General features: G+C 66.1%; 19 protein-coding genes. 10 read left to right on the top strand and 9 right to left on the bottom strand.

The window, feature by feature from the left end:
* Positions 1 to 184 precede the first annotated feature (184 nt).
* Positions 185 to 994, bottom strand: a complete 810-nt coding sequence (locus BWQ93_RS17170; RefSeq protein WP_077031555.1) for an alpha/beta fold hydrolase — start codon at positions 992 to 994, stop codon at positions 185 to 187.
* Between the two features lie 138 nt (positions 995 to 1,132).
* Between BWQ93_RS17170 and BWQ93_RS17175 the strand changes: the two genes are divergently transcribed.
* A complete protein-coding gene (locus BWQ93_RS17175; RefSeq protein WP_077032498.1) occupies positions 1,133 to 1,612 on the top strand; it encodes a MarR family winged helix-turn-helix transcriptional regulator in 480 nt (159 codons plus the stop codon).
* Positions 1,613 to 1,724: 112 nt separating this feature from the next.
* On the opposite strand, the gene BWQ93_RS17180 is transcribed toward BWQ93_RS17175, so the two are convergent.
* Positions 1,725 to 2,351 carry a TetR/AcrR family transcriptional regulator gene (locus tag BWQ93_RS17180; RefSeq protein WP_077031556.1) on the bottom strand — a complete coding sequence of 209 codons (627 nt, stop codon included), beginning with the start codon at positions 2,349 to 2,351 and terminating at the stop codon, positions 1,725 to 1,727.
* A 137-nt stretch (positions 2,352 to 2,488) separates the two neighbouring features.
* On the opposite strand from BWQ93_RS17180, the gene BWQ93_RS17185 reads away from it, so the two are divergent.
* Entirely contained in the window at positions 2,489 to 4,057 is a 1,569-nt protein-coding gene (locus BWQ93_RS17185) for an MFS transporter (protein WP_077031557.1), read from the top strand.
* 137 nt (positions 4,058 to 4,194) lie between these two features.
* Here the strand turns inward: BWQ93_RS17185 and BWQ93_RS21175 are convergent, their stop codons facing one another.
* A complete protein-coding gene (locus tag BWQ93_RS21175) occupies positions 4,195 to 4,392 on the bottom strand; it encodes a hypothetical protein (protein WP_198040413.1) in 198 nt (65 codons plus the stop codon).
* Between the two features lie 59 nt (positions 4,393 to 4,451).
* Between BWQ93_RS21175 and BWQ93_RS17190 the strand changes: the two genes are divergently transcribed.
* Positions 4,452 to 5,468: a formylglycine-generating enzyme family protein gene (locus BWQ93_RS17190; protein ID WP_077031558.1), complete on the top strand. Its 1,017-nt coding sequence runs from the start codon at positions 4,452 to 4,454 to the stop codon at positions 5,466 to 5,468.
* A gap of 207 nt (positions 5,469 to 5,675) precedes the next feature.
* Here the strand turns inward: BWQ93_RS17190 and BWQ93_RS17195 are convergent, their stop codons facing one another.
* The 4 genes from BWQ93_RS17195 to BWQ93_RS17210 all read right to left on the bottom strand — a co-directional run bounded on the left by BWQ93_RS17195 (position 5,676) and on the right by BWQ93_RS17210 (position 9,751).
* Positions 5,676 to 7,151, bottom strand: coding sequence for a S41 family peptidase (locus BWQ93_RS17195; RefSeq protein WP_077031559.1), 1,476 nt, complete (start codon positions 7,149 to 7,151; stop codon positions 5,676 to 5,678).
* Between the two features lie 213 nt (positions 7,152 to 7,364).
* Positions 7,365 to 8,066 carry an RlmE family RNA methyltransferase gene (locus tag BWQ93_RS17200; protein WP_077031560.1) on the bottom strand — a complete coding sequence of 234 codons (702 nt, stop codon included), beginning with the start codon at positions 8,064 to 8,066 and terminating at the stop codon, positions 7,365 to 7,367.
* On the bottom strand, positions 8,063 to 9,157 hold the full coding sequence (locus BWQ93_RS17205; RefSeq protein WP_077031561.1) for a Ppx/GppA phosphatase family protein: 1,095 nt from the start codon (positions 9,155 to 9,157) through the stop codon (positions 8,063 to 8,065). Before BWQ93_RS17205 ends, BWQ93_RS17200 begins: the two co-directional genes overlap by 4 nt.
* 183 nt (positions 9,158 to 9,340) lie before the next feature.
* Complete coding sequence (locus tag BWQ93_RS17210) at positions 9,341 to 9,751, bottom strand: glycine zipper 2TM domain-containing protein (protein ID WP_083720993.1); 411 nt, start codon at positions 9,749 to 9,751, stop codon at positions 9,341 to 9,343.
* Between the two features lie 190 nt (positions 9,752 to 9,941).
* Between BWQ93_RS17210 and BWQ93_RS17215 the strand changes: the two genes are divergently transcribed.
* Positions 9,942 to 10,937, top strand: a complete 996-nt coding sequence (locus BWQ93_RS17215) for an esterase-like activity of phytase family protein (RefSeq protein ID WP_077031562.1) — start codon at positions 9,942 to 9,944, stop codon at positions 10,935 to 10,937.
* Positions 10,938 to 10,974: 37 nt separating this feature from the next.
* On the opposite strand, the gene rpmB is transcribed toward BWQ93_RS17215, so the two are convergent.
* Entirely contained in the window at positions 10,975 to 11,268 is a 294-nt protein-coding gene (gene rpmB / locus BWQ93_RS17220) for a 50S ribosomal protein L28 (RefSeq protein ID WP_077031563.1), read from the bottom strand.
* A 249-nt stretch (positions 11,269 to 11,517) separates the two neighbouring features.
* Between rpmB and tadA the strand changes: the two genes are divergently transcribed.
* The gene (gene tadA / locus BWQ93_RS17225; RefSeq protein ID WP_077031564.1) at positions 11,518 to 11,976 is read left to right on the top strand and encodes a tRNA adenosine(34) deaminase TadA; all 459 of its coding nucleotides are present in this window, start codon (positions 11,518 to 11,520) and stop codon (positions 11,974 to 11,976) included.
* Between the two features lie 219 nt (positions 11,977 to 12,195).
* Here tadA and BWQ93_RS17230 read toward each other — a convergent pair whose 3' ends face one another.
* The gene (locus BWQ93_RS17230) at positions 12,196 to 12,900 is read right to left on the bottom strand and encodes an NAD-dependent deacylase (RefSeq protein ID WP_077031565.1); all 705 of its coding nucleotides are present in this window, start codon (positions 12,898 to 12,900) and stop codon (positions 12,196 to 12,198) included.
* Between the two features lie 119 nt (positions 12,901 to 13,019).
* On the opposite strand from BWQ93_RS17230, the gene dapB reads away from it, so the two are divergent.
* From dapB to BWQ93_RS17255, 5 genes are all read left to right on the top strand, one after another.
* The gene (gene dapB, locus BWQ93_RS17235) at positions 13,020 to 13,745 is read left to right on the top strand and encodes a 4-hydroxy-tetrahydrodipicolinate reductase (RefSeq protein ID WP_077031566.1); all 726 of its coding nucleotides are present in this window, start codon (positions 13,020 to 13,022) and stop codon (positions 13,743 to 13,745) included.
* Positions 13,742 to 14,266 carry a hypothetical protein gene (locus tag BWQ93_RS17240; protein WP_083720995.1) on the top strand — a complete coding sequence of 175 codons (525 nt, stop codon included), beginning with the start codon at positions 13,742 to 13,744 and terminating at the stop codon, positions 14,264 to 14,266. Before dapB ends, BWQ93_RS17240 begins: the two co-directional genes overlap by 4 nt.
* A gap of 22 nt (positions 14,267 to 14,288) precedes the next feature.
* On the top strand, positions 14,289 to 15,467 hold the full coding sequence (locus BWQ93_RS17245) for a M48 family metalloprotease (protein ID WP_077031567.1): 1,179 nt from the start codon (positions 14,289 to 14,291) through the stop codon (positions 15,465 to 15,467).
* Positions 15,464 to 16,120: an endonuclease III gene (gene nth / locus BWQ93_RS17250; protein WP_077031568.1), complete on the top strand. Its 657-nt coding sequence runs from the start codon at positions 15,464 to 15,466 to the stop codon at positions 16,118 to 16,120. Before BWQ93_RS17245 ends, nth begins: the two co-directional genes overlap by 4 nt.
* Before the next feature lie 68 nt (positions 16,121 to 16,188).
* Positions 16,189 to 17,562 (top strand): M20/M25/M40 family metallo-hydrolase, encoded by a 1,374-nt coding sequence (locus BWQ93_RS17255; protein ID WP_077031569.1) that lies wholly within the window; start codon positions 16,189 to 16,191, stop codon positions 17,560 to 17,562.
* Positions 17,563 to 17,569: the final 7 nt, after the last annotated feature.

Consider the following 17,569-nt stretch of genomic DNA (forward strand, 5'->3'; position numbering starts at 1 on the left):
CCGGGTCGTAGGCCGTGCCGAACAGGCACGACGGGGTACAGCGGCGTCGCGGCCTAGCCGCCGCGTCCGCTGTTAATCCGGCCGGGCAATCCGGCCGAAGACTGGCAGTTATGGAAGGTAGGCGAGACCTGTCGGTCCCGCCTACCGGCGCCCTGCCACCGGGGGAGAGGCCGGGCGCAAGCCGCTATTTGGAGCTGCGCGAGGCCGCCTGCGCCGCCTGGTCGATCACGTCCGCCACGACTTTTGGCTGGGTCATGAAGACGGCATGGCTCGCGGGCACTTCGGTGACCTTCGCACCGATGCGCTTCGCCATATGCTGGAGCATGCGCTGGTCGAATGCCTTGTCGTCGGTCGCGATCACCGCCCAGCTCGGCTTGCTGCGCCATGCGGCCTGGGTCAGCTTCGTGCCGAAGGCCGACATGTTGATCGGGACCTGCGAGTCGCGCATGAACGCGGCATCGCTATCGGTCGTATCCGCCGCGAACCCGGCCTTGAACTTCGCAAGATCGATGAAGCCAAAACCGTCGCTCTGCGTGTCGAGAACGAACTCGGGCGGCGTGACGAAACCCTGATATTGCTGCGCCGTCGTCTCGCCGGCATCGGGGGAGAGCGCGGACACATAGACGAGGCCCGCGACCTTCGGGTCGACCCCGCCTTCGGTGATGACGGTCCCGCCCCAGCTATGGCCGACGAGGATGGCCGGGCCGTCCAGCCGGGCGATCGCGCGCTTCGTCGCCGCGACGTCATCGGCGAGCGAGGTCAGCGGGTTCTGGACGATCGTGACGCGATAGCCACGGCCCGTCAGCTCGTCATAGACGCCGCGCCAGCCCGACCCGTCGGCGAAGGCGCCATGGACGAGGACGACATTGCGCACCGGCTGGGTTGCGGCGATGTGACCGTTATGATCCGCCGTCTGCGCCGACGCGGCGAGGGGGAAAGAAGCGGCAACGGCGGCGGCGGCGAGGACGGTGCGGACATTGCGGAACAGGGACATGCGATCTCTCCTATATTGCGACAACAGTTATTGCGATAAGTGACGAGATAGGGTGATTCGAATGGCTTGTCCAGCAGAAATATATCGCGATATTTATTTTTGTGATTCAGGCGCTATATTGGGCAGGAAATGGAGCTCATGATGACCGCCGACAATCCGCCTGTGCCGCTCGACGATCAGCTCTGCTACGCCATCTACTCCGCCGGCATTGCCGTTCAGCGTGCCTACAAACCTCTGCTCGACGAACTTGGGCTGACCTATTCTCAATATCTGGTGCTCAACATATTGTGGCGCGAAGACGGGCAGCCGATCGGACGCATCGCCGACCAACTCGCCCTCGAATCGAGCACGCTGACGCCCTTGCTCAAGCGGCTCGAAGCGGCGGGCTTCGTGAGCCGAACCCGCAATCCGTCGAACGAACGCCAGGTCGTTGTTGCACTCACGCAAACCGGGCGAGCGCTTCAGGCGAGGGCAGGCTGTCTCGGTGATGCCCTGCTGGAGGCGTCCGGCCAGTCGGCTGCGGCCCTTGCAAATCTCAACAAGGACATCAAGGCCTTGCGCGATGCCGTCTATGCCAATGTCGGCGGCTGGAACCTGACGGACAAGCCTGGCGCGTGATCGATTGCGCGATGGTTCAGAACGGCGCGGCACCGCCCGGGCGAAAGATTTGCAAGCGCGTGAATTCATCGGCGGGGGACGTGGCGCGGCTGTCGACGGCGGTCGTGTGGCATCAGATAGTCGCACCTGCGACCCGCCCAAGGCGTTTCGGGTCATCTACCATCGATCGAACCGAGAGCGCCGCATTCCTCGCAGCGGCGACGAGACGATTGGTTGACCAGCCCTGACGGGCGAGTGCGGAAAGTCCATGCATTATCGACGCTACCAAGTCGCTGATGGGTTCCGCCAAATCCGGTCGCGACTCGGCTATACGTTCGCGCATGCGCAGACGCCCGTTCTCGGCGATCTGCTCGGCGGCGGCTGATGCACATGCATCGCTGCAATTGCGCGTAGCGTCCAGAACGAGGCAGCCTTTGGCCATGGCACTCTCGCTGTAAGTAACGGCGCGAGCGACCAGAAACTCTTCGATGGCTGCCGCCAGGGGGCGCCCCTCGACCAGGAATTCATCGATCGGCAGTGCGGCGTTGGCATGACGGTTCAGGATCTGTTGGAAGAAAGCCGCCTTGCTGCCAAACGCGGCGTAGAAACTGGGTGCAGCAATACCCAGTGCGTGCGTCAGATCTGACAGCGATACCCCGTCATAACCGCGCTCATGAAAGAGCTGCTGCCCCACCCCAAGCGCAGCATCAATGTCGAACGAACGCGGCCGGCCGCCTCGTCCTAGTTTTTTATCGCGCACTAAAAAACCCTTGCATCATTCCGAATTCGAGATATTTAGCGAGCACTAAAGTATTTGCAAGGTTTGGCGACAATTTCCCGCAGGCTCGAGGTCCTGAGCCTGAGCAGCGGATTCCGGTGGCCATTCAAGGAGCTATCATGACAAACGAATTCTCGGAATGGCGTTCGACGGCCGTGCTCGTGGCGGTGTGCCTGGCATCCGCATCGATGCCGCTGGCCTTTACCGGGCCGACCGTAGCCCTGCCGAGCATAGGTGCGGCGCTTGATGGATCGCCTGTTTCCATCAGCTGGGCAACGAACGCCTACCTGCTAACCTTCGGGAGCCTGCTTCTCGCCGCTGGCACGCTGGCCGACCGATACGGTCGAAAGCGGGTTTTCGCTATCGGAACAGGCGGGTTCGGCATCCTTTCTTTGGTGCTCGCAGTCGTGCCCGACATGACGAGCTTTAACCTGATCCGAGCGGCGGAGGGTGTCACGGCTGCGGCCGTTATGTCGGCCGGGATGGCTGTTCTGGCACAGGAGTTCGACGGTCCTGGACGGCTAAGGGCCTTTAGTTTCGTGGGAACGAGCTTCGGGATCGGCCTCGCGGTCGCGCCGATCGCGTCTGCTTACCTGTTCGAGCTATTTGGTTGGCGAAGCATCTTCGCTCTGGTCGTTGCGTTCGATGTTGCCGCTTTCGTCATCGGCATGATCGCCATGAAAGAGACACGGGATCCGGATGCAACACGGGTCGATTGGCCCGGCTGCGTCAGCTTCACACTGGCGCTTGCGGCCTTAACTTGGGCAATCCTCGATGGTCCTGGCCGCGGCTGGTCACATCCGGTGGTGCTCACCTTGTTCGGGTTGGCTCTCGCGCTTTTTATCGCCTTCGCTGTGATCGAGACCCGTGTTGCCCGGCCGATGCTGGACCTCGGTCTGTTTCGCTATCGGCAATTTGTTGGTGTCCAACTCCTCGCCACAGCTCCCGCCTACGGCTTCGTAGTGCTTGTGATCCTGCTGCCGATCCGCCTCGTGGGAATTGATGGCATGTCCGCCTCGGAAGCAGGCCAGACCATGCTCGCCATGTCGGCGCCGCTGCTCGTCCTGCCTCTCCTCGCGGGATCGCTGACCCGCTGGCTGTCACCTGCAATACTCAGCGGATTCGGCCTCTTGATCGCTAGTGTGGGCCTCTTTTGGCTTGGTCAAATTCCGATCGGTGCCGGGATCGCCGCAATCGCACCGGCCCTCATTGTTATCGGCGTTGGCATGAGCTTCCCGTGGGGACTGATGGACGGGCTCGCGGTCAGCGTAGTGCCAACGGAACGAGCTGGTATGGCTGCAGGCATCTTCGGGACCGTTCGCGTCGCCGGCGAGGGCATTGCGCTGGCGCTGGTCACGGCTCTCCTCACCTCCCTGGCGCAATCGCAGGTCTCCGAACTCGTACCGCAGAGCACAAGTTCTTCTGCCATTGCACAGCGGCTTGCGGCGGGCGATCTGAGGGGCGCCTCCGCGCTCGCTCCTCAGGTTTCGCCGTCGACCTTGCTCGCTGGCTACAGTGATGCGTTCGGGACGCTCACGCTCTGCCTCGCCGCCGTCACGCTAGCTACGGCGGTAGTCGTGTTCCTCTCGTTGAGGACACCGGCTGCCAGACAGGACCAGGTGGCACAGCTTCAATCCGCCAAATCGTATGTATCGACTGACCGTGGACACATATCCATCGAGACATGAGATCAACTGATATGAAAGCAGGCGGTCGTTTCACGCCGTCCGTACGAGAGCCTGGCGATTGTCAGCTATCTTGGATCCACGCCCGAAAGCCGCCGGTCTGAAAGCGGCCAGTTCCAGCTACCCGCCTAGAATAGCCTTTAATTCGATGAACTCTTCGAAGGATAATCAAAGCGTAGGATGGAATAAGAAAGCCTGTCGTAGGCTGCACTACCTGTTGCCAAGGTTGGGGTCGAGGGTTCTAAACCCTTCGCCCGCTCCAGTTTTTCCAGCATATCTCGGAACTTCTCCGTCGGCGCGCCGTGCCGCGCGCCGCCGATCTTGCCTGCGCTGGCCATTGACCTCGGCCGCGAAGCCGTCCAGCCGGGTTGCCGCACATCCGCCCGCGCAGGAGAAGATGATGACCCGTTCGCCGCTATTCCTCGCCGCGCCGCTCGCCGGCGCGGTGCTGTTGCTGGCGGCGTGTAGCGGCGGCGAGACCGACGAAACGAAGGTCGCCGCTGCGGTTCCGCGCAAATGCCCCGCGGTCGCCCACACGCCGGTCAAGCTTGCGGGCGGCAGCTTCGAGATGGGCGAGGACGATGTCTATGCCGAGGAAGGGCCGGTGCGCAAAACCGAGGTCGGCGGCTTCTGGATCGACCCGCACGAGGTGACCAACCGCCAGTTCGCCGCGTTCGTCGCCGCGACCGGCTATGTCACCATCGCCGAAAAGCCCGTCGATCCGAAGCAGTTCCAGGTCCCCGTCGGGCAGATTCCTGCCGACATGCTGAAACCCGGATCGGCGGTGTTCACCCCGCCCGACTTCCCGTCGAACCGCTACAGCGACTGGTGGAAATATGTCCCCGGCGCCAACTGGAAAAAGCCCTATGGTCCCGGCGGCGCCGACCGGGTGCCGAACGAGCCCGTCGTCCACCTCGCGTGGGACGATATGGTCGCTTACGCCAAGTGGGCCGGCGGGCGCATTCCGACCGAGGCCGAATGGGAATATGCCGCGAGCGCAGGGACGCGCTCGAAAAATGTCCAGCCGGCCGAGGCGAACAGCTGGCAGGGCGCCTTTCCCAATTACAATGCCGAAACCGACGGCTTCAAGGGGGTGGCGCCGGTCGGCTGCTACCGGCCCAACGCCAACGGCCTCTACGACATGGTCGGCAATGTCTGGGAGGTCACCGCGGACTATTTCAAGCCCGGGCACGATCCGCGCGACACGGACAATCCCAAGGGCCCCGACGCGGGATCGGCCTATGATCCGCTCAACCCCGGCATGGTGTCGCGCACGGTAAAGGGCGGCAGTTATCTGTGCGCGCCCAATTATTGCCAGCGCTACCGCCCGGCCTCGCGCCAGGGACGCGATCCGGGGCTCGGCACCAGCAACGTCGGTTTCCGCCTCGTCTACGATCGGGCGCCCGCCGCCTAACGACGAAGGGCCGACCCTTTCGGGACGGCCCTTCCATTGTCTTGGCGTTCGCGGCCTTAGCCGAGAGAGACCTCCGCGCGGACGGCCGGGCTCGATTCTGCCGCGTGCGGCATGGGACAATGAGACATTCGACCACCTCCTTTCGCTTGTTGACGATAGAGGGAATATGGGCGCGCTTTCCGCGGCTTGCAAGGGGGCGGCGTCGCCTCAGAACAGGCCCGGCAGTTCGCGCTGTGCCGCGCTCGGCGCATCGCTTGCCAGCATGGCGGGCTCGGGGGCGAGCCCGGGGGCGATACGGCCCGACGACGATGTGCGCGTATCGAGGGCGGTGATCCGCGCGCCGCAACTGCGTCCAGCAAGGAAGTCGAGCGCGGCGCGCAGCGACGGCTCGTTCGGGTCGCCGAGCTGGAACGACAGATTGTCGCCGGCCGCGCAACTGTTGGCGATCTTGGGCGCCAGGCCGTCATAATAGTCGCTCTGCCCCGCCGCATTGCCCGTCGCGAAGGCAACCACGCGCATGCGGTCGTCGCAGGCGGCCCGGTCGAGGGCGATCTGGCCCACCGGCTTGCCGAAGGTGTTGCTGCCGACCAGCGTCATGTTGGTGCCGAGATAGGGCAACATGCCGTTGATCACGAGTTCGCTGGCCGAGGCGGTCGATCCCGTGCCGATGAAGGCGATGCGCGTCGGCGCGATCGATTCGGGCTGGCTGGTGAAGAAATGGCGATCGTTCTCGGTGGCTTTGGACGGGCGGAAATCGGTGCGCGAGAACAGCTCGCTCGACGTCCGGTTGCGACCGAGCAGGTCGCCCATCAGTTCGGCTGTGCTGACGAGGCCGCCGCCGTTGTAGCGGAAGTCGATGACGATGTCGGTCACGCCCTGCGCGCGGAAATTGGCGAAGGCGGTGCGCAGCTGCGGGTTCGCCGAACTGATGAAGGTTCTAAGGTTCAGATAGCCGTAGCTCTTGCCGCCCTCGGTAATGATCTTGGCGCCATAGCGGTCCGAAATCGGGTCGATCTCGAAATCGGCCTTGGAGACGGTGACATCGCGTGTGCCCCCGCCATCGACGATGCGCAGCACGCGCGTGACGCCCGGATCGTCGGGACCCAGCGCGCTGATGATGCCGCCGGTACCGCTCGTCGCGACGATGTCGGCGATCGAGCGGACATTCGAGGTGGTGGTGCCGATGCCCGTGATCTGCGTGCCGCGGTCGATGCCCGCCGCGAGCGCCGGCGCGCCTTCATAAGCTTCGGCGATCACCACGCGCTGCGTGCCGCTGTTGTAGCTCAGCCGCACGCCGAATCCCGCGGTCGATCCGCTCGAGAAGAAGGCATTCTCCTCCGCGATCGACGTGATGTAGGTGAAGAAGCGGTCCTTGCGGAGCGCACGTGCGGGCGCGACGAGCGCGTCGATATAGGATTGGACATCGCTATACGCCGCCTTGTTGACGCCGGTCGCGACGTCGTTCGGGAACAGATACCATTCGTCGATCACCGCCTTGGCGAAGTCCTGACGCGCCGACAGGCTGCAGCTTGCCGTGGGGGTCGGCGTGGGTGTGGGCGTCGGGGTGACCGTCACAGGCCCCCCGCCACCGCCACCGCCGCCGCCGCCTCCCCCGCCGCACGCGGCGAGGACGAAGGCCGACATCGTCAGCAGGGCAATGGATTTTCGCAAGTCACGGCGCATGGATATTCCCCGGTTGTCGACACGCAGTGAGACGACCGGCGCCCTGTCTGCGACCAGCCACATGTATCGGCGATGAAAAGTCTCGGCAATGATCTGGATCAGCAGACGCGACGAAGCGAATGTCGGCTTGGGAGTGGAGAGCGGACGTTGCTGATCCTCCCCGGAACGGGGAGGATCGCTTTCGCCCGCTCCGCCCGGAACCGGACCGCCGACCTAGTCCTCCGCCACGTCTTTCCGTCCCTTGAAGCCCTGCGCGACGACGAACAATTCGGGCGATCCCTTGCGACTCGCGGGCGGCTTGGCGTGCTTCACCGTCGCGAAATTCTGCTTGAGCAGGGTGAGCAGGCTGTGGTCGGCGCCGCCCGCAAACACCTTGGCGACGAAGCTTCCCCCGGGCAGCAGCGTGCGCACCGCAAAATCGGCGGCGGTCTCGGCGAGCCCGATGGTGCGCAGGTGATCGGTCTGCTGATGCCCGACGGTGTTCGCCGCCATGTCGGACATCACCAGGTCGGGCGCGGTGCCCAAGGCCTCCATGAGCGCCGCGGGCGCGGCATCGTCCATGAAATCCATCTGCAGGATTTCGACCCCCTCGATCGGCTCGCATTCGAGCAGGTCGATACCCGCGATCCTGGCGCGCGGGTTGGTTTGCCGCACCACCTGCGACCAGCCGCCGGGGGTGATGCCCAGGTCGACGACGGCGCGCGCCTTTTTGACGAAGGCGAATTTCTCGTCGAGCTCGATCAGCTTGTACGCGGCGCGCGAGCGATAACCCTCGGCCTGCGCGCGGCGGACATAGGGGTCGTTGAGCTGCCGTGCCAGCCAGCGCGTCGACGAGGTGCTGCGCTTCTTCGCGGTCTTGACGCGGACGTGCAGCCCGCCGCGGCTGCCCCGGCCGCCACCCTTCCCCTGGCTCATTTGCGATACTCGCGCCGCGTCACGGGCACGTCGCGGCCCTGCATCGCGAGCGTGCGGAGGATGCCTTCGCGGATACCGCGGTCGGCGACCCCGACGCGCGCGGCGGGCCACAGGTCGATGATGCTTTCCAGAATGGCGCAGCCCGCGACGACCAGGTCGGCGCGCTCGCGCCCGATGCAGCCGATCTCGGCGCGGTCGGCGATGCTCGCCTCGGCCAAGCGGCGGCTGATGTCGCGCATCGCGTCGCAGGGCACCACCAGTCCGTCGACCGCGCGCCGGTCGTAGCGCGGCAGGTCGAGGAACACGCTGGCGAGCGTCGTCACCGTGCCGCTGGTGCCCAGCAGGCGCAGCTTCTGCCCCGCATGACGCTCGGCGCGCGCGGCGAAGGCGGCAAAGGCCTCGCGCGTCGTCGCGCGCATATGGTCATAGCTTGCCTGGCGGTCGGCCATCGTCGCGCCATTCGGCGAGGCATGTTCGGTCAGCGACACCACCCCCCACGGCACGCTCACCCAGTCGCGGATCGCGACGTCGTTGCCGCTGCCCTCGACATGCATCAGCTCGGTCGACCCGCCGCCGATGTCGAAGATCAGCGCGGGCCCGTCGCCGGGCTCCATCAGATTGTGGCAGCCGAGCACCGCCAGCCGCGCTTCCTCGGCGGGCGAGATGATGTCGAGCACGATTCCCGTCTCGCGCTTGACGCGGTCGGCGAGTTCCTGGCCATTGGCGGCGCGGCGGCACGCCTCGGTCGCGACCGCGCGCGACAGGCTGACGTGGCGGCGGCGGAGCTTGTCGGCGCAGATCGACAGCGCCGCGACCGCGCGGTCCATCGCCGCCTCGCTGATCCGCCCGCTGCCGTGGAGGCCTTCGCCGAGCCGGACGATGCGCGAAAAGGCGTCGATGACGACCAGTTCGCCATCCTGCGGCCGCGCGATGAGCAGCCGGCAATTGTTGGTGCCAAGGTCGATCGCGGCATAGCTTTTGGGCCGCGTAAAGGGCGTTGGCCGGTCATGCGCGCCGGCCGGTTTCCGATTCTGCGCCGCTGCCGCCCCGGGCCGCGGCGACCGCCCCTGGGGCGCTGCCATTTGCCGCATGGCTATACTTACCTGTTTCTCACGCGCCCGAAGACCGGACGTGCACTTGGGGACAGACTAGGCGTGCGACGAAGTGATGGCAACCCCGGCGGGCAAAGCGCCATACGCAAAGAAAACCCCGCCCGGTACGAGACCGGACGGGGCTGCAAAGGAAGATAAGTTTATTGGGGGTCGGGTCAGCCCTTAGCGGCAGCCGTCATTCCCCTTGTCGATCGCGCGGCCGGCGATGGCGCCGACGGCGCCGCCGATGATCGTGCCGACCGTGCGGTCGCCGCGACCGGCGATTTCATGACCGGCCAGGCCGCCGGCGATCGCGCCGATGATCGTGCCGCCGGTGCCGTTGTCGCACTGGTTGCGATAGCGCTGGTTGTAGCGCTGCTGGTTGTAACGGCGGTCGTTCCGGTAATCGCGGCGATTGTCGCGGCGATCGTAACGACGGTCATAGCGGCGGTCGTCGCGGTCGTAACCGGCGTTATAGCTCGAATAGCCATCGCGGTCGTAATAGCCATTCTGCGCCGCGGCGGGGGTTGCTGCCAGGCCCAGCGTCGCGGTGGACATCAGGGCGGCGATCGAGAGGGTCACCATCTTTTTCATTTTCAGTCTCCTTCTTTCGTCGTGTGGCCCGTCTGGGCGGTGGTCGATGAAAGAGGTTCTAGGTGATTCGCTTTGAGCCGAGCCTGAACGCGGCTGTTGGCTGACGTTCAGCCTCGGTTGCCCGAGGTTCAGCTTCGCCCACGCTTTCGCGGGCTTTCCTTTGTCCGCGCTTCGCTCTACGCCCGCGGCGATGCGCCGCCTCCTCCCCGCCGCCCTCATCTTCCTGACGCTCGGGCCGGTGCCCGGGACGCACTATCGCTACCCCCTCGTCGATCGCAGCCAAAGCGCGAGTGCGCGCCCGCTGATCCACCCCGCGGCGACCAGCGGCAGCCTACGCTTCGTGCGCGGCTGGCGCCTGACCAGTCCGAACAGCTTCTTCGGCGGCTTCTCGGCGCTGGCACGGCTCGGCCCCGGCCGCTTCCTGCTGCTCGGCGACAATGGCCATGCGGTGCGGCTGACGCTCGGGGAAAGCGGCGTGGAGGCAGTGACCATCGCCACGCTGCCGCTGCCGCCGCGCAACCCGGGCAGCAAGGCCTTCACCGACAGCGAGGCGGTCGCGGTCGACCCCGCGAGTGGCAGAATCTGGGTCGCGCTCGAGGGGATCGACCAGATCTGGCGGCTCGACCCCGCGCTCACCCATATCGAATCGCGCAACAAATCGGCGCAGCTCGCGCGCTGGCCGGCGAATCGCGGCGCCGAGGCGATGGCGCGCCTCCCGGACGGACGGACGATCGTCTTTTCGGAGGATGCCGACGACGACGACCGCGGGCGCGAGGCCTTGCTCTTCGCCGGCGACCCCGCAGCGCCCGGCAAGCGCGAGATACGCTTCTTCTACGATGCTGAGGGCAAGGGGCAGGTCAGCGACGCAGCGCCGCTCCCCGACGGCCGCATCCTCCTCGTCCACCGCTCGCTCGGTGTGTCGCCGCTGTTCACGACCACGCTCGCCATCGTCGATCCCGCCGACATCGCAAAGGTCGGGGTGGTGCGTTCGGTGACGATCGGTACGGTCCCAGACGCGCTGCGCGAAAATTACGAGGGTGCGGCGGTGTCTGTCGAGGACGGACGCACCTTCCTGTGGCTCGTCGCCGACGATAATTTCAACAGCTGGCAGCGCAGCCTGCTGCTCCAGTTCGAACTGGTCGAACTACCTCCGCGACGGGCGGACAGCAAAAAGGCCGCGCGGTAAACCGGCGGCCTGATTGCGATTCGAAAGGGTGGAGGGCTTAAGCGGCCTTTTCGGCCAACTTCTTCGCCACTTCCTTCTTCACCTTGCGCGCGGTCGCCGACAGCTGGTCGTCGCCGGCCTTCAGCAGCCAGTTGTCGAGGCCACCATTGTGCTCGACCGAACGCAGGCCGTGGGTCGACACGCGCAGCTTGACGCCCTTGCCCAGCGCGTCCGACAGCAAAGTCACATTCTGCAGATTGGGCAGGAAGGTGCGCTTGGTCTTGTTGTTGGCGTGGCTCACATTGTGGCCAACCTGGCGGCCCTTGCCGGTGAGTTCGCAGATGCGCGACATGGTCTTCTTCCTCGAATCAATGGGCGGCGTGCCGGTCGTGCCGCAAGGCACTTACGAGACCGGGTGGGCCGGGAAAGGCGCGCGCTTATCGGCTTGCCGGGGATTCGTCAAGCGCATAGGACTATTTCCACTGCGTGGATCCGGCACCGGCCCGCTCCCCCACCCGGCCTCCCCGACCATAGGAAACTATGGGAGGCCGGGTGGGGGAGCGGGCCGGTGCCGGGCGTTCCTGCGCAGCAGGAACCGACAATGACCGCCCATTTCCCGCTTCCCGAACCGATGCGCCGCGCGCTCGATCTCGCGCGGATCGCCGCCGAATGGGGCGAAGTGCCCGTCGGCGCGGTGGTGGTCAAGGACGGCGCGATCATCGGCGAGGGCCACAACCGCCCCCGCGAATCACACGACCCGACCGCGCATGCCGAAATCGTCGCGATTCGCGCCGCGGCGGCGAAACTCGGCAATGAGCGCCTCGACGGCTGCGACCTCTATGTCACGCTCGAACCCTGCGCGATGTGCGCCGGCGCGATCGCCCACGCCCGCATCGCGCGCCTCTATTACGGCGCCGACGACCCCAAGGGCGGCGCGGTGGTCCACGGCCCGCGCACCTTCAGCCAGCCGACGGTGCACCACCGCCCCGAAATCTACGACGGCATCGGCGCGGGCGAGGCGGCGGGGCTGCTCAAGGCGTTTTTTGCCGAGCGGCGGTAGTATGATCTCGGCAAGCCGCGATTTTGACTCGCACAAAGCCACGAAGCCACAAAGGGGCTCGAAACCCGCTCGCCCTGCGCTTGTCGAAGGGCCGTTCTTTCTTCAGCACTTGAAGAAGAACAGTGCTTCGACAAGCTCAGCACGAACGGAGAAACTGAGAACCCCTTTGTGGCTTCGTGGCTTCGTGCGAAATAATTTCCAGAGCCGACGCCCGCCCACTCACTCGCCGAGCATTTCCTCGACCCAAGCCGGCACCAGCACACTCGCCGGTCCGTGCCGCGCTTCGTCGAACCAGTGCGACCCCTGGCTCGGCTCCATGTTGAGCTCCAGCGTCCGTGCCCCGCTGGCGCGCGCTTCGCGGACGAAGCCCGCGGCGGGATAGACCGCGCCCGAGGTGCCGATCGACACGAACAGGTCCGCCCGGTTCAGCGCGCGGTAGATCGCGTCCATGTCGTACGGCATCTCGCCGAACCACACGACGTCGGGGCGGAGATATCCCGCCACGCCGCAGGCCGGGCACACGGGCCGGTCGAGCAAGGTCCCCGTCCATTCGCTCCGCGCATCGCACGCCGTGCACCAAGCTTTGAGATGCTCGCCATGCATATGGATCAGCCGCCGTGCGCCCGCACGCTCGTGCAGGTCGTCGACATTCTGCGTCACGATCAGCAACTCGCCCGCCCAACCGGCGTCGAGCCGTGCCAGCGCGTCGTGCGCCGCGTTTGGCAGCTTGGTCTGGATCGCCGCGCGCCGCGCATCATAGAAGCGGTGCACCAGATCGGGGTCGCGGATATATGCCTCGGGCGTCGCGACATCCTCGACGCGGTGCTGCTCCCACAATCCGCCGCCGTCGCGAAACGTGTCGATCCCGCTCTCGGCCGAAACCCCGGCGCCGGTCAGGATCACGATATTTTCGATCTTGGTCATGCGCCCCTCTTATCCGCTCGTGTCGAGCGAAGTCGAGACACGCGAAAGATGGCGCCAACGTGTCTCGACTTCGCTCGACACGAACGGTTAAAGGGAGGCCGTATTTCAGGGGACGGATCATGACCAGCATCGGCATCGTCGGCAGCCAGGGCCGGATGGGCGTCGTGCTCGCCGCCGCGGCGGCCGAGGCGGGCGCGCGCCATTGCGGCATCGACAAGGGCGGCGATATCGCGAAGCTCGCCGCCGACGCCGACGTCCTCATCGACTTCTCCTCGCCGGCTGCTCTGGAAGCAACGCTCGACGCCTGCATCGCGGCCAGGACCCCGATCGTGATCGGTACCACCGGGCTCGAGGAGCGCCACCACTGGCTGATCGACGATGCTGCGAGCGACATTGCGGTGCTCCAGACGGGCAACACCTCGCTCGGCGTCACCCTGCTGGCGCATCTGGTGAAGGAAGCCGCAAGCCGCCTCGACGCCGACTGGGATATCGAGGTGGTCGAGATGCACCACCGGATGAAGGTCGACGCCCCCAGCGGCACCGCGCTGCTGCTCGGCCAGGCCGCCGCCGACGGCCGCGGCATCGGCCTCGCGACCTGCTCCGAACGCGGCCGCGACGGCGTCACCGGCGCGCGCGGCCATGGCAAGATCGGCTTCGCGTCCTTACGCGGCGGCACCGTCGCGGGCGACCATGACGTGATCTTCGCGGGCAATGAGGAAATGATCACCCTGTCGCACCGCGCCGAAAACCGCATGATCTTCGCGCGCGGCGCGGTGAAGGCCGCGCTGTGGCTGCTCCATCAGCGGCCGGGCCGCTACACCATGCCGCAGGTGCTGGGGCTATGACCAAGGTCACCGCAACCGCCTGCACTTGGCGCGACGAGGGCGGCGGCGAGGCCGCGGCCGCACGCATCCTGCCCTTTCTCGAAGAAATCGGAATCGAGGTCGACTGGATCGGCGATCAAAAGGAGCAACTCCTCGACGGCCTCGCGATCGTGGGCGGCCGCATCCTCATCGACCCCGACACGCCGGTGTGGCCCGGTGACCTGCTCCACGAGGCCGGCCATATCGCTGCCGTTCCCGCCGAGGATCGCGCGACGCTCGGCCCGCTCGAGGCCGATGCCACCGACGAGATGGTGGCGATCGCCTGGTCCTACGCCGCGTCGCTGCCGTGCGACCTGCCGCTGCGGCAATTGTTCCACGACGGCGGCTATCGCGGCGATTCGGCGAAGCTTCGGACCAGTTTCGCGACCGGCCATTATATCGGTGCGCCGATGCTCGGCGTCTATGGCATGACCGCGGACCTGCGCACCGCGCTCGCCGAGGGCAAGCCCGCCTTTCCGTCGCTCAGCCGCTGGCTGCGCTGATCCGTCGCCCGAGGAGCCCGTGATGACCTTCGACCCCGCGACCGCCACCGCCGCCACTATCGACGCGCTCGGCCCTGCCGCGCTCGCCAAGGCCGCGGCCTATACCACGGGCAGCGAATGGCTGCTCCTCTGGAACGTCGTCGTTGCTGCGATCGTGACCTTCCTCTTCGTCCGTTTCCGCATCCTCGACCGGCTTTCGGTAAAGCTCGAACGCCGCGGCTGGGCCCTCCGCACTTTCCTGATCTGCGCCGCCTTCCTCCTGCTCTCGGCGCTGCTGACCCTGCCGTGGGACCTCTACACGGGCTTTTTTCGCGAAACCGCCTATGGCCGCACCAGCCAGCCGCTCGGCGATTATCTCGGCCAGTCGGCGATCTCGCTCGTCATCGGCACCCTGTTCGGTGCGCTCTTCTTCCTCGGCATCTATGCGCTGATCCGCCGCGCGGGCAGGCGCTGGTGGATCTGGTCGGGCGGGCTCGCCGCGACCGCGATCCTCGGCATATTGCTGCTGTCGCCGATCGTCGTCGAGCCGCTGTTCAACGAGTATAAACCGCTCCCCGCCGGCGCGGTCCGCGACGCGCTCGAGGGGCAGGCGAAGGCGGCGGGGATCGAGCCCGAGCGCATCTTCGTCTTCGACGGCTCGCGCCAGTCGAACAATTTCACCGCCAATGTCTCGGGCCTCGGCCATTCGGCGCGCATCGCCATCTCCGACGTCGCACTGAAAGGCGCGTCGCTCGATGAAGTCCAGGCGGTCACCGGGCACGAGATCGGCCATTATGTCCTCGGCCAGGTCTGGTGGCTCGTCGCGGTCTTTTCGCTGCTCGCGATCCTGCTCTTCTTCCTTGCCGACCGGCTGTTTGCGCGATTCGCCCGCCTGTTCGGTAGCGACGCGAGCATCGGCGACGCGCGCGGCTTCCCGGTGCTGATGTTCATCGTCTCGCTGTTCGGCCTGCTCGCGCAGCCGGTGCAGAACTGGGTGGTGCGCAAGGGCGAGACCGAGGCCGACCTCTATTCGGTGCAGACGGTGAACCTGCCCGACGCAATGGCGAGCGCGCTGGTCAAGACCGCCGAATATCGCAACCCGCGCCCGAACGCGGTCGAGGAATTCCTCTTCTATTCGCACCCCTCGGTCGAACGCCGCGTCCGCGCCGCGATGGAGTGGAAGGCGGCCCACCCCGCCGGAAAGCAGTCCGTCCCCAAATGAAAAAGGCCGACGTCTTCGAATTCTACCGCCGCCTCGCCGAGCTCAACCCCAGCCCCGAGACCGAGCTGCAGTTCGGCAACACCTACCAGCTGCTCGTCGCGGTGGTGCTGTCGGCGCAGGCGACCGACGTCGGGGTCAACAAGGCGACCCACAGGCTGTTTCAGGAGGTGACGACCCCGCAGGCGATGATCGACCTCGGCGAGGAAGGGCTGAAACAGCACATCAAGACGATCGGGCTGTTCAACGCCAAGGCGAAGAATGTCATCGCCCTCAGTGAAATCCTCGTCCGCGATTTCGGCGGTGAGGTGCCCGCCGACCGCGACACGCTCGTCGAATTGCCCGGCGTCGGGCGCAAGACCGCCAATGTCGTGATGAATTGTGCGTTCGGGGCGGAGACCTTCGCGGTCGACACGCATATCTTCCGCGTCGGCAACCGCACCGGCCTCGCGCCGGGCAAGACGGTCCTCGCGGTCGAAAAGAAGCTCGACAAAGAGACGCCGCAGCCCTTCCGCGTCGGCGCGCACCACTGGCTGATCCTCCACGGCCGCTACATCTGCAAGGCACGTACGCCCGAATGCTGGCGCTGCCCGGTCGACGACCTCTGCCGCTACAAGCCGAAGACCCCGGCGCCGAAGGCGAAGAAGGCGGCCTAACCGTCGCTCCCGCGGCGGCGGCGAAATGGCACTTGCCGCGCGCAACCAACGCGCCATAACGCGTTGCCATGCGCAACCTTACCGCCCCCCTCGCCCTCGCCGCCGCTCTGCTCGCCGCCGCGCCCGTTCACGCCAAGCCCGCCGATGCCGAGGCGGCGAAGAAGATCCTCAAGGACAGCATCGCGATCCCGACGGTGATGGGCCGCGGCAAGGTGCCCGAACTCGCGGCCTATTATGCGGGCGTGCTCAAGGCGGCGGGCTACGCCGATGCCGATATCGAAATCACCCCGATCGGCGAGACCGCGACCTTCGCCGCGACGCTCCGCGGCACGACGCAGGCGAAGCCGATCGTGCTGCTCGGCCATATGGACGTGGTCGAGGCCGACGCGAAGGACTGGACGCGCGATCCCTTCGTCCCGGTCGAGGAGAATGGCTATATCTTCGGCCGCGGGTCGGAGGACAATAAGTTCGACGTGTCGATGATGGTCGCCGCGATGGCGCAGCTCAAGAAGGAGGGCTTCAAGCCCAAGCGCAGCATCATTCTCCTGCTCTCGGGCGACGAGGAGACGTCGATGACGACGACGCGCGCGCTTGCCGCAAAATATAAGGGTGCCGAATTCGCGCTCAACGGCGACGGCGGTGGCGGGCTGATCGCCGAGGACGGCAAGCCGCAATATTATGGGCTGCAGGCGGGCGAGAAGACCTATGCCGACTTCACTCTCGAGGTCACCAATCCGGGCGGGCACAGCTCGCGCCCGTCGGATACCAACGCGATCGTCCAGCTGTCGAACGCGCTCGCCAAGGTCGGCGCCTATCGCTTCACCCCGCAGCAGAACGAGCTCACCAAGGTCGGCATGCCGATCGTCGCCGACCAGGTCGGCGGCGACATCGGTGCGGCGCTGAAAGCCTTCGCCGCCAATCCGGCCGACGCGAAGGCGATCGCCGCGATCCGCGCCGACCCCGAATATATCGGCCAGATTGGCACCACCTGCGTGCCGACTTTGGTCAAGGGCGGCCACGCCGAAAATGCGCTGCCCCAGCGCGCGACCGCGAACATCAACTGCCGCATCTTCCCCGGCGTGCCGGTCGAGACGGTGCGCGCCGAGCTCGAAAGGGTCATCGGCGACCCCGCAGTCAAGGTAAACCCCGATCCCGACGCCAGCGCCAGCGACGCCTCGCCGCTGCGTCCCGACGTCATGGCGGCGGTGAAGAAGGCGGTCCATGCGCGCGCGCCGGGACTGCCGATCATCCCGTCGATGAGCGCGGGCGCGACCGATAGCTATCATTTCCGCGCGCAGGGCGTGCCGAGCTACGGTGTCGCGGGGCTCTTCTCAAAGGCCAGCGACAGCTATGCGCACGGCCTCAACGAGCGTGTGCCGGTCGATGCGATTGCGCCGGCGCTGGCGCATTGGGACAGCTTGCTGCGGGATTTGTCGAAGTAACCGATCC

The organism is Sphingopyxis sp. QXT-31, from assembly GCF_001984035.1.
In the GTDB taxonomy this organism is placed as follows: Bacteria; Pseudomonadota; Alphaproteobacteria; order Sphingomonadales; family Sphingomonadaceae; genus Sphingopyxis.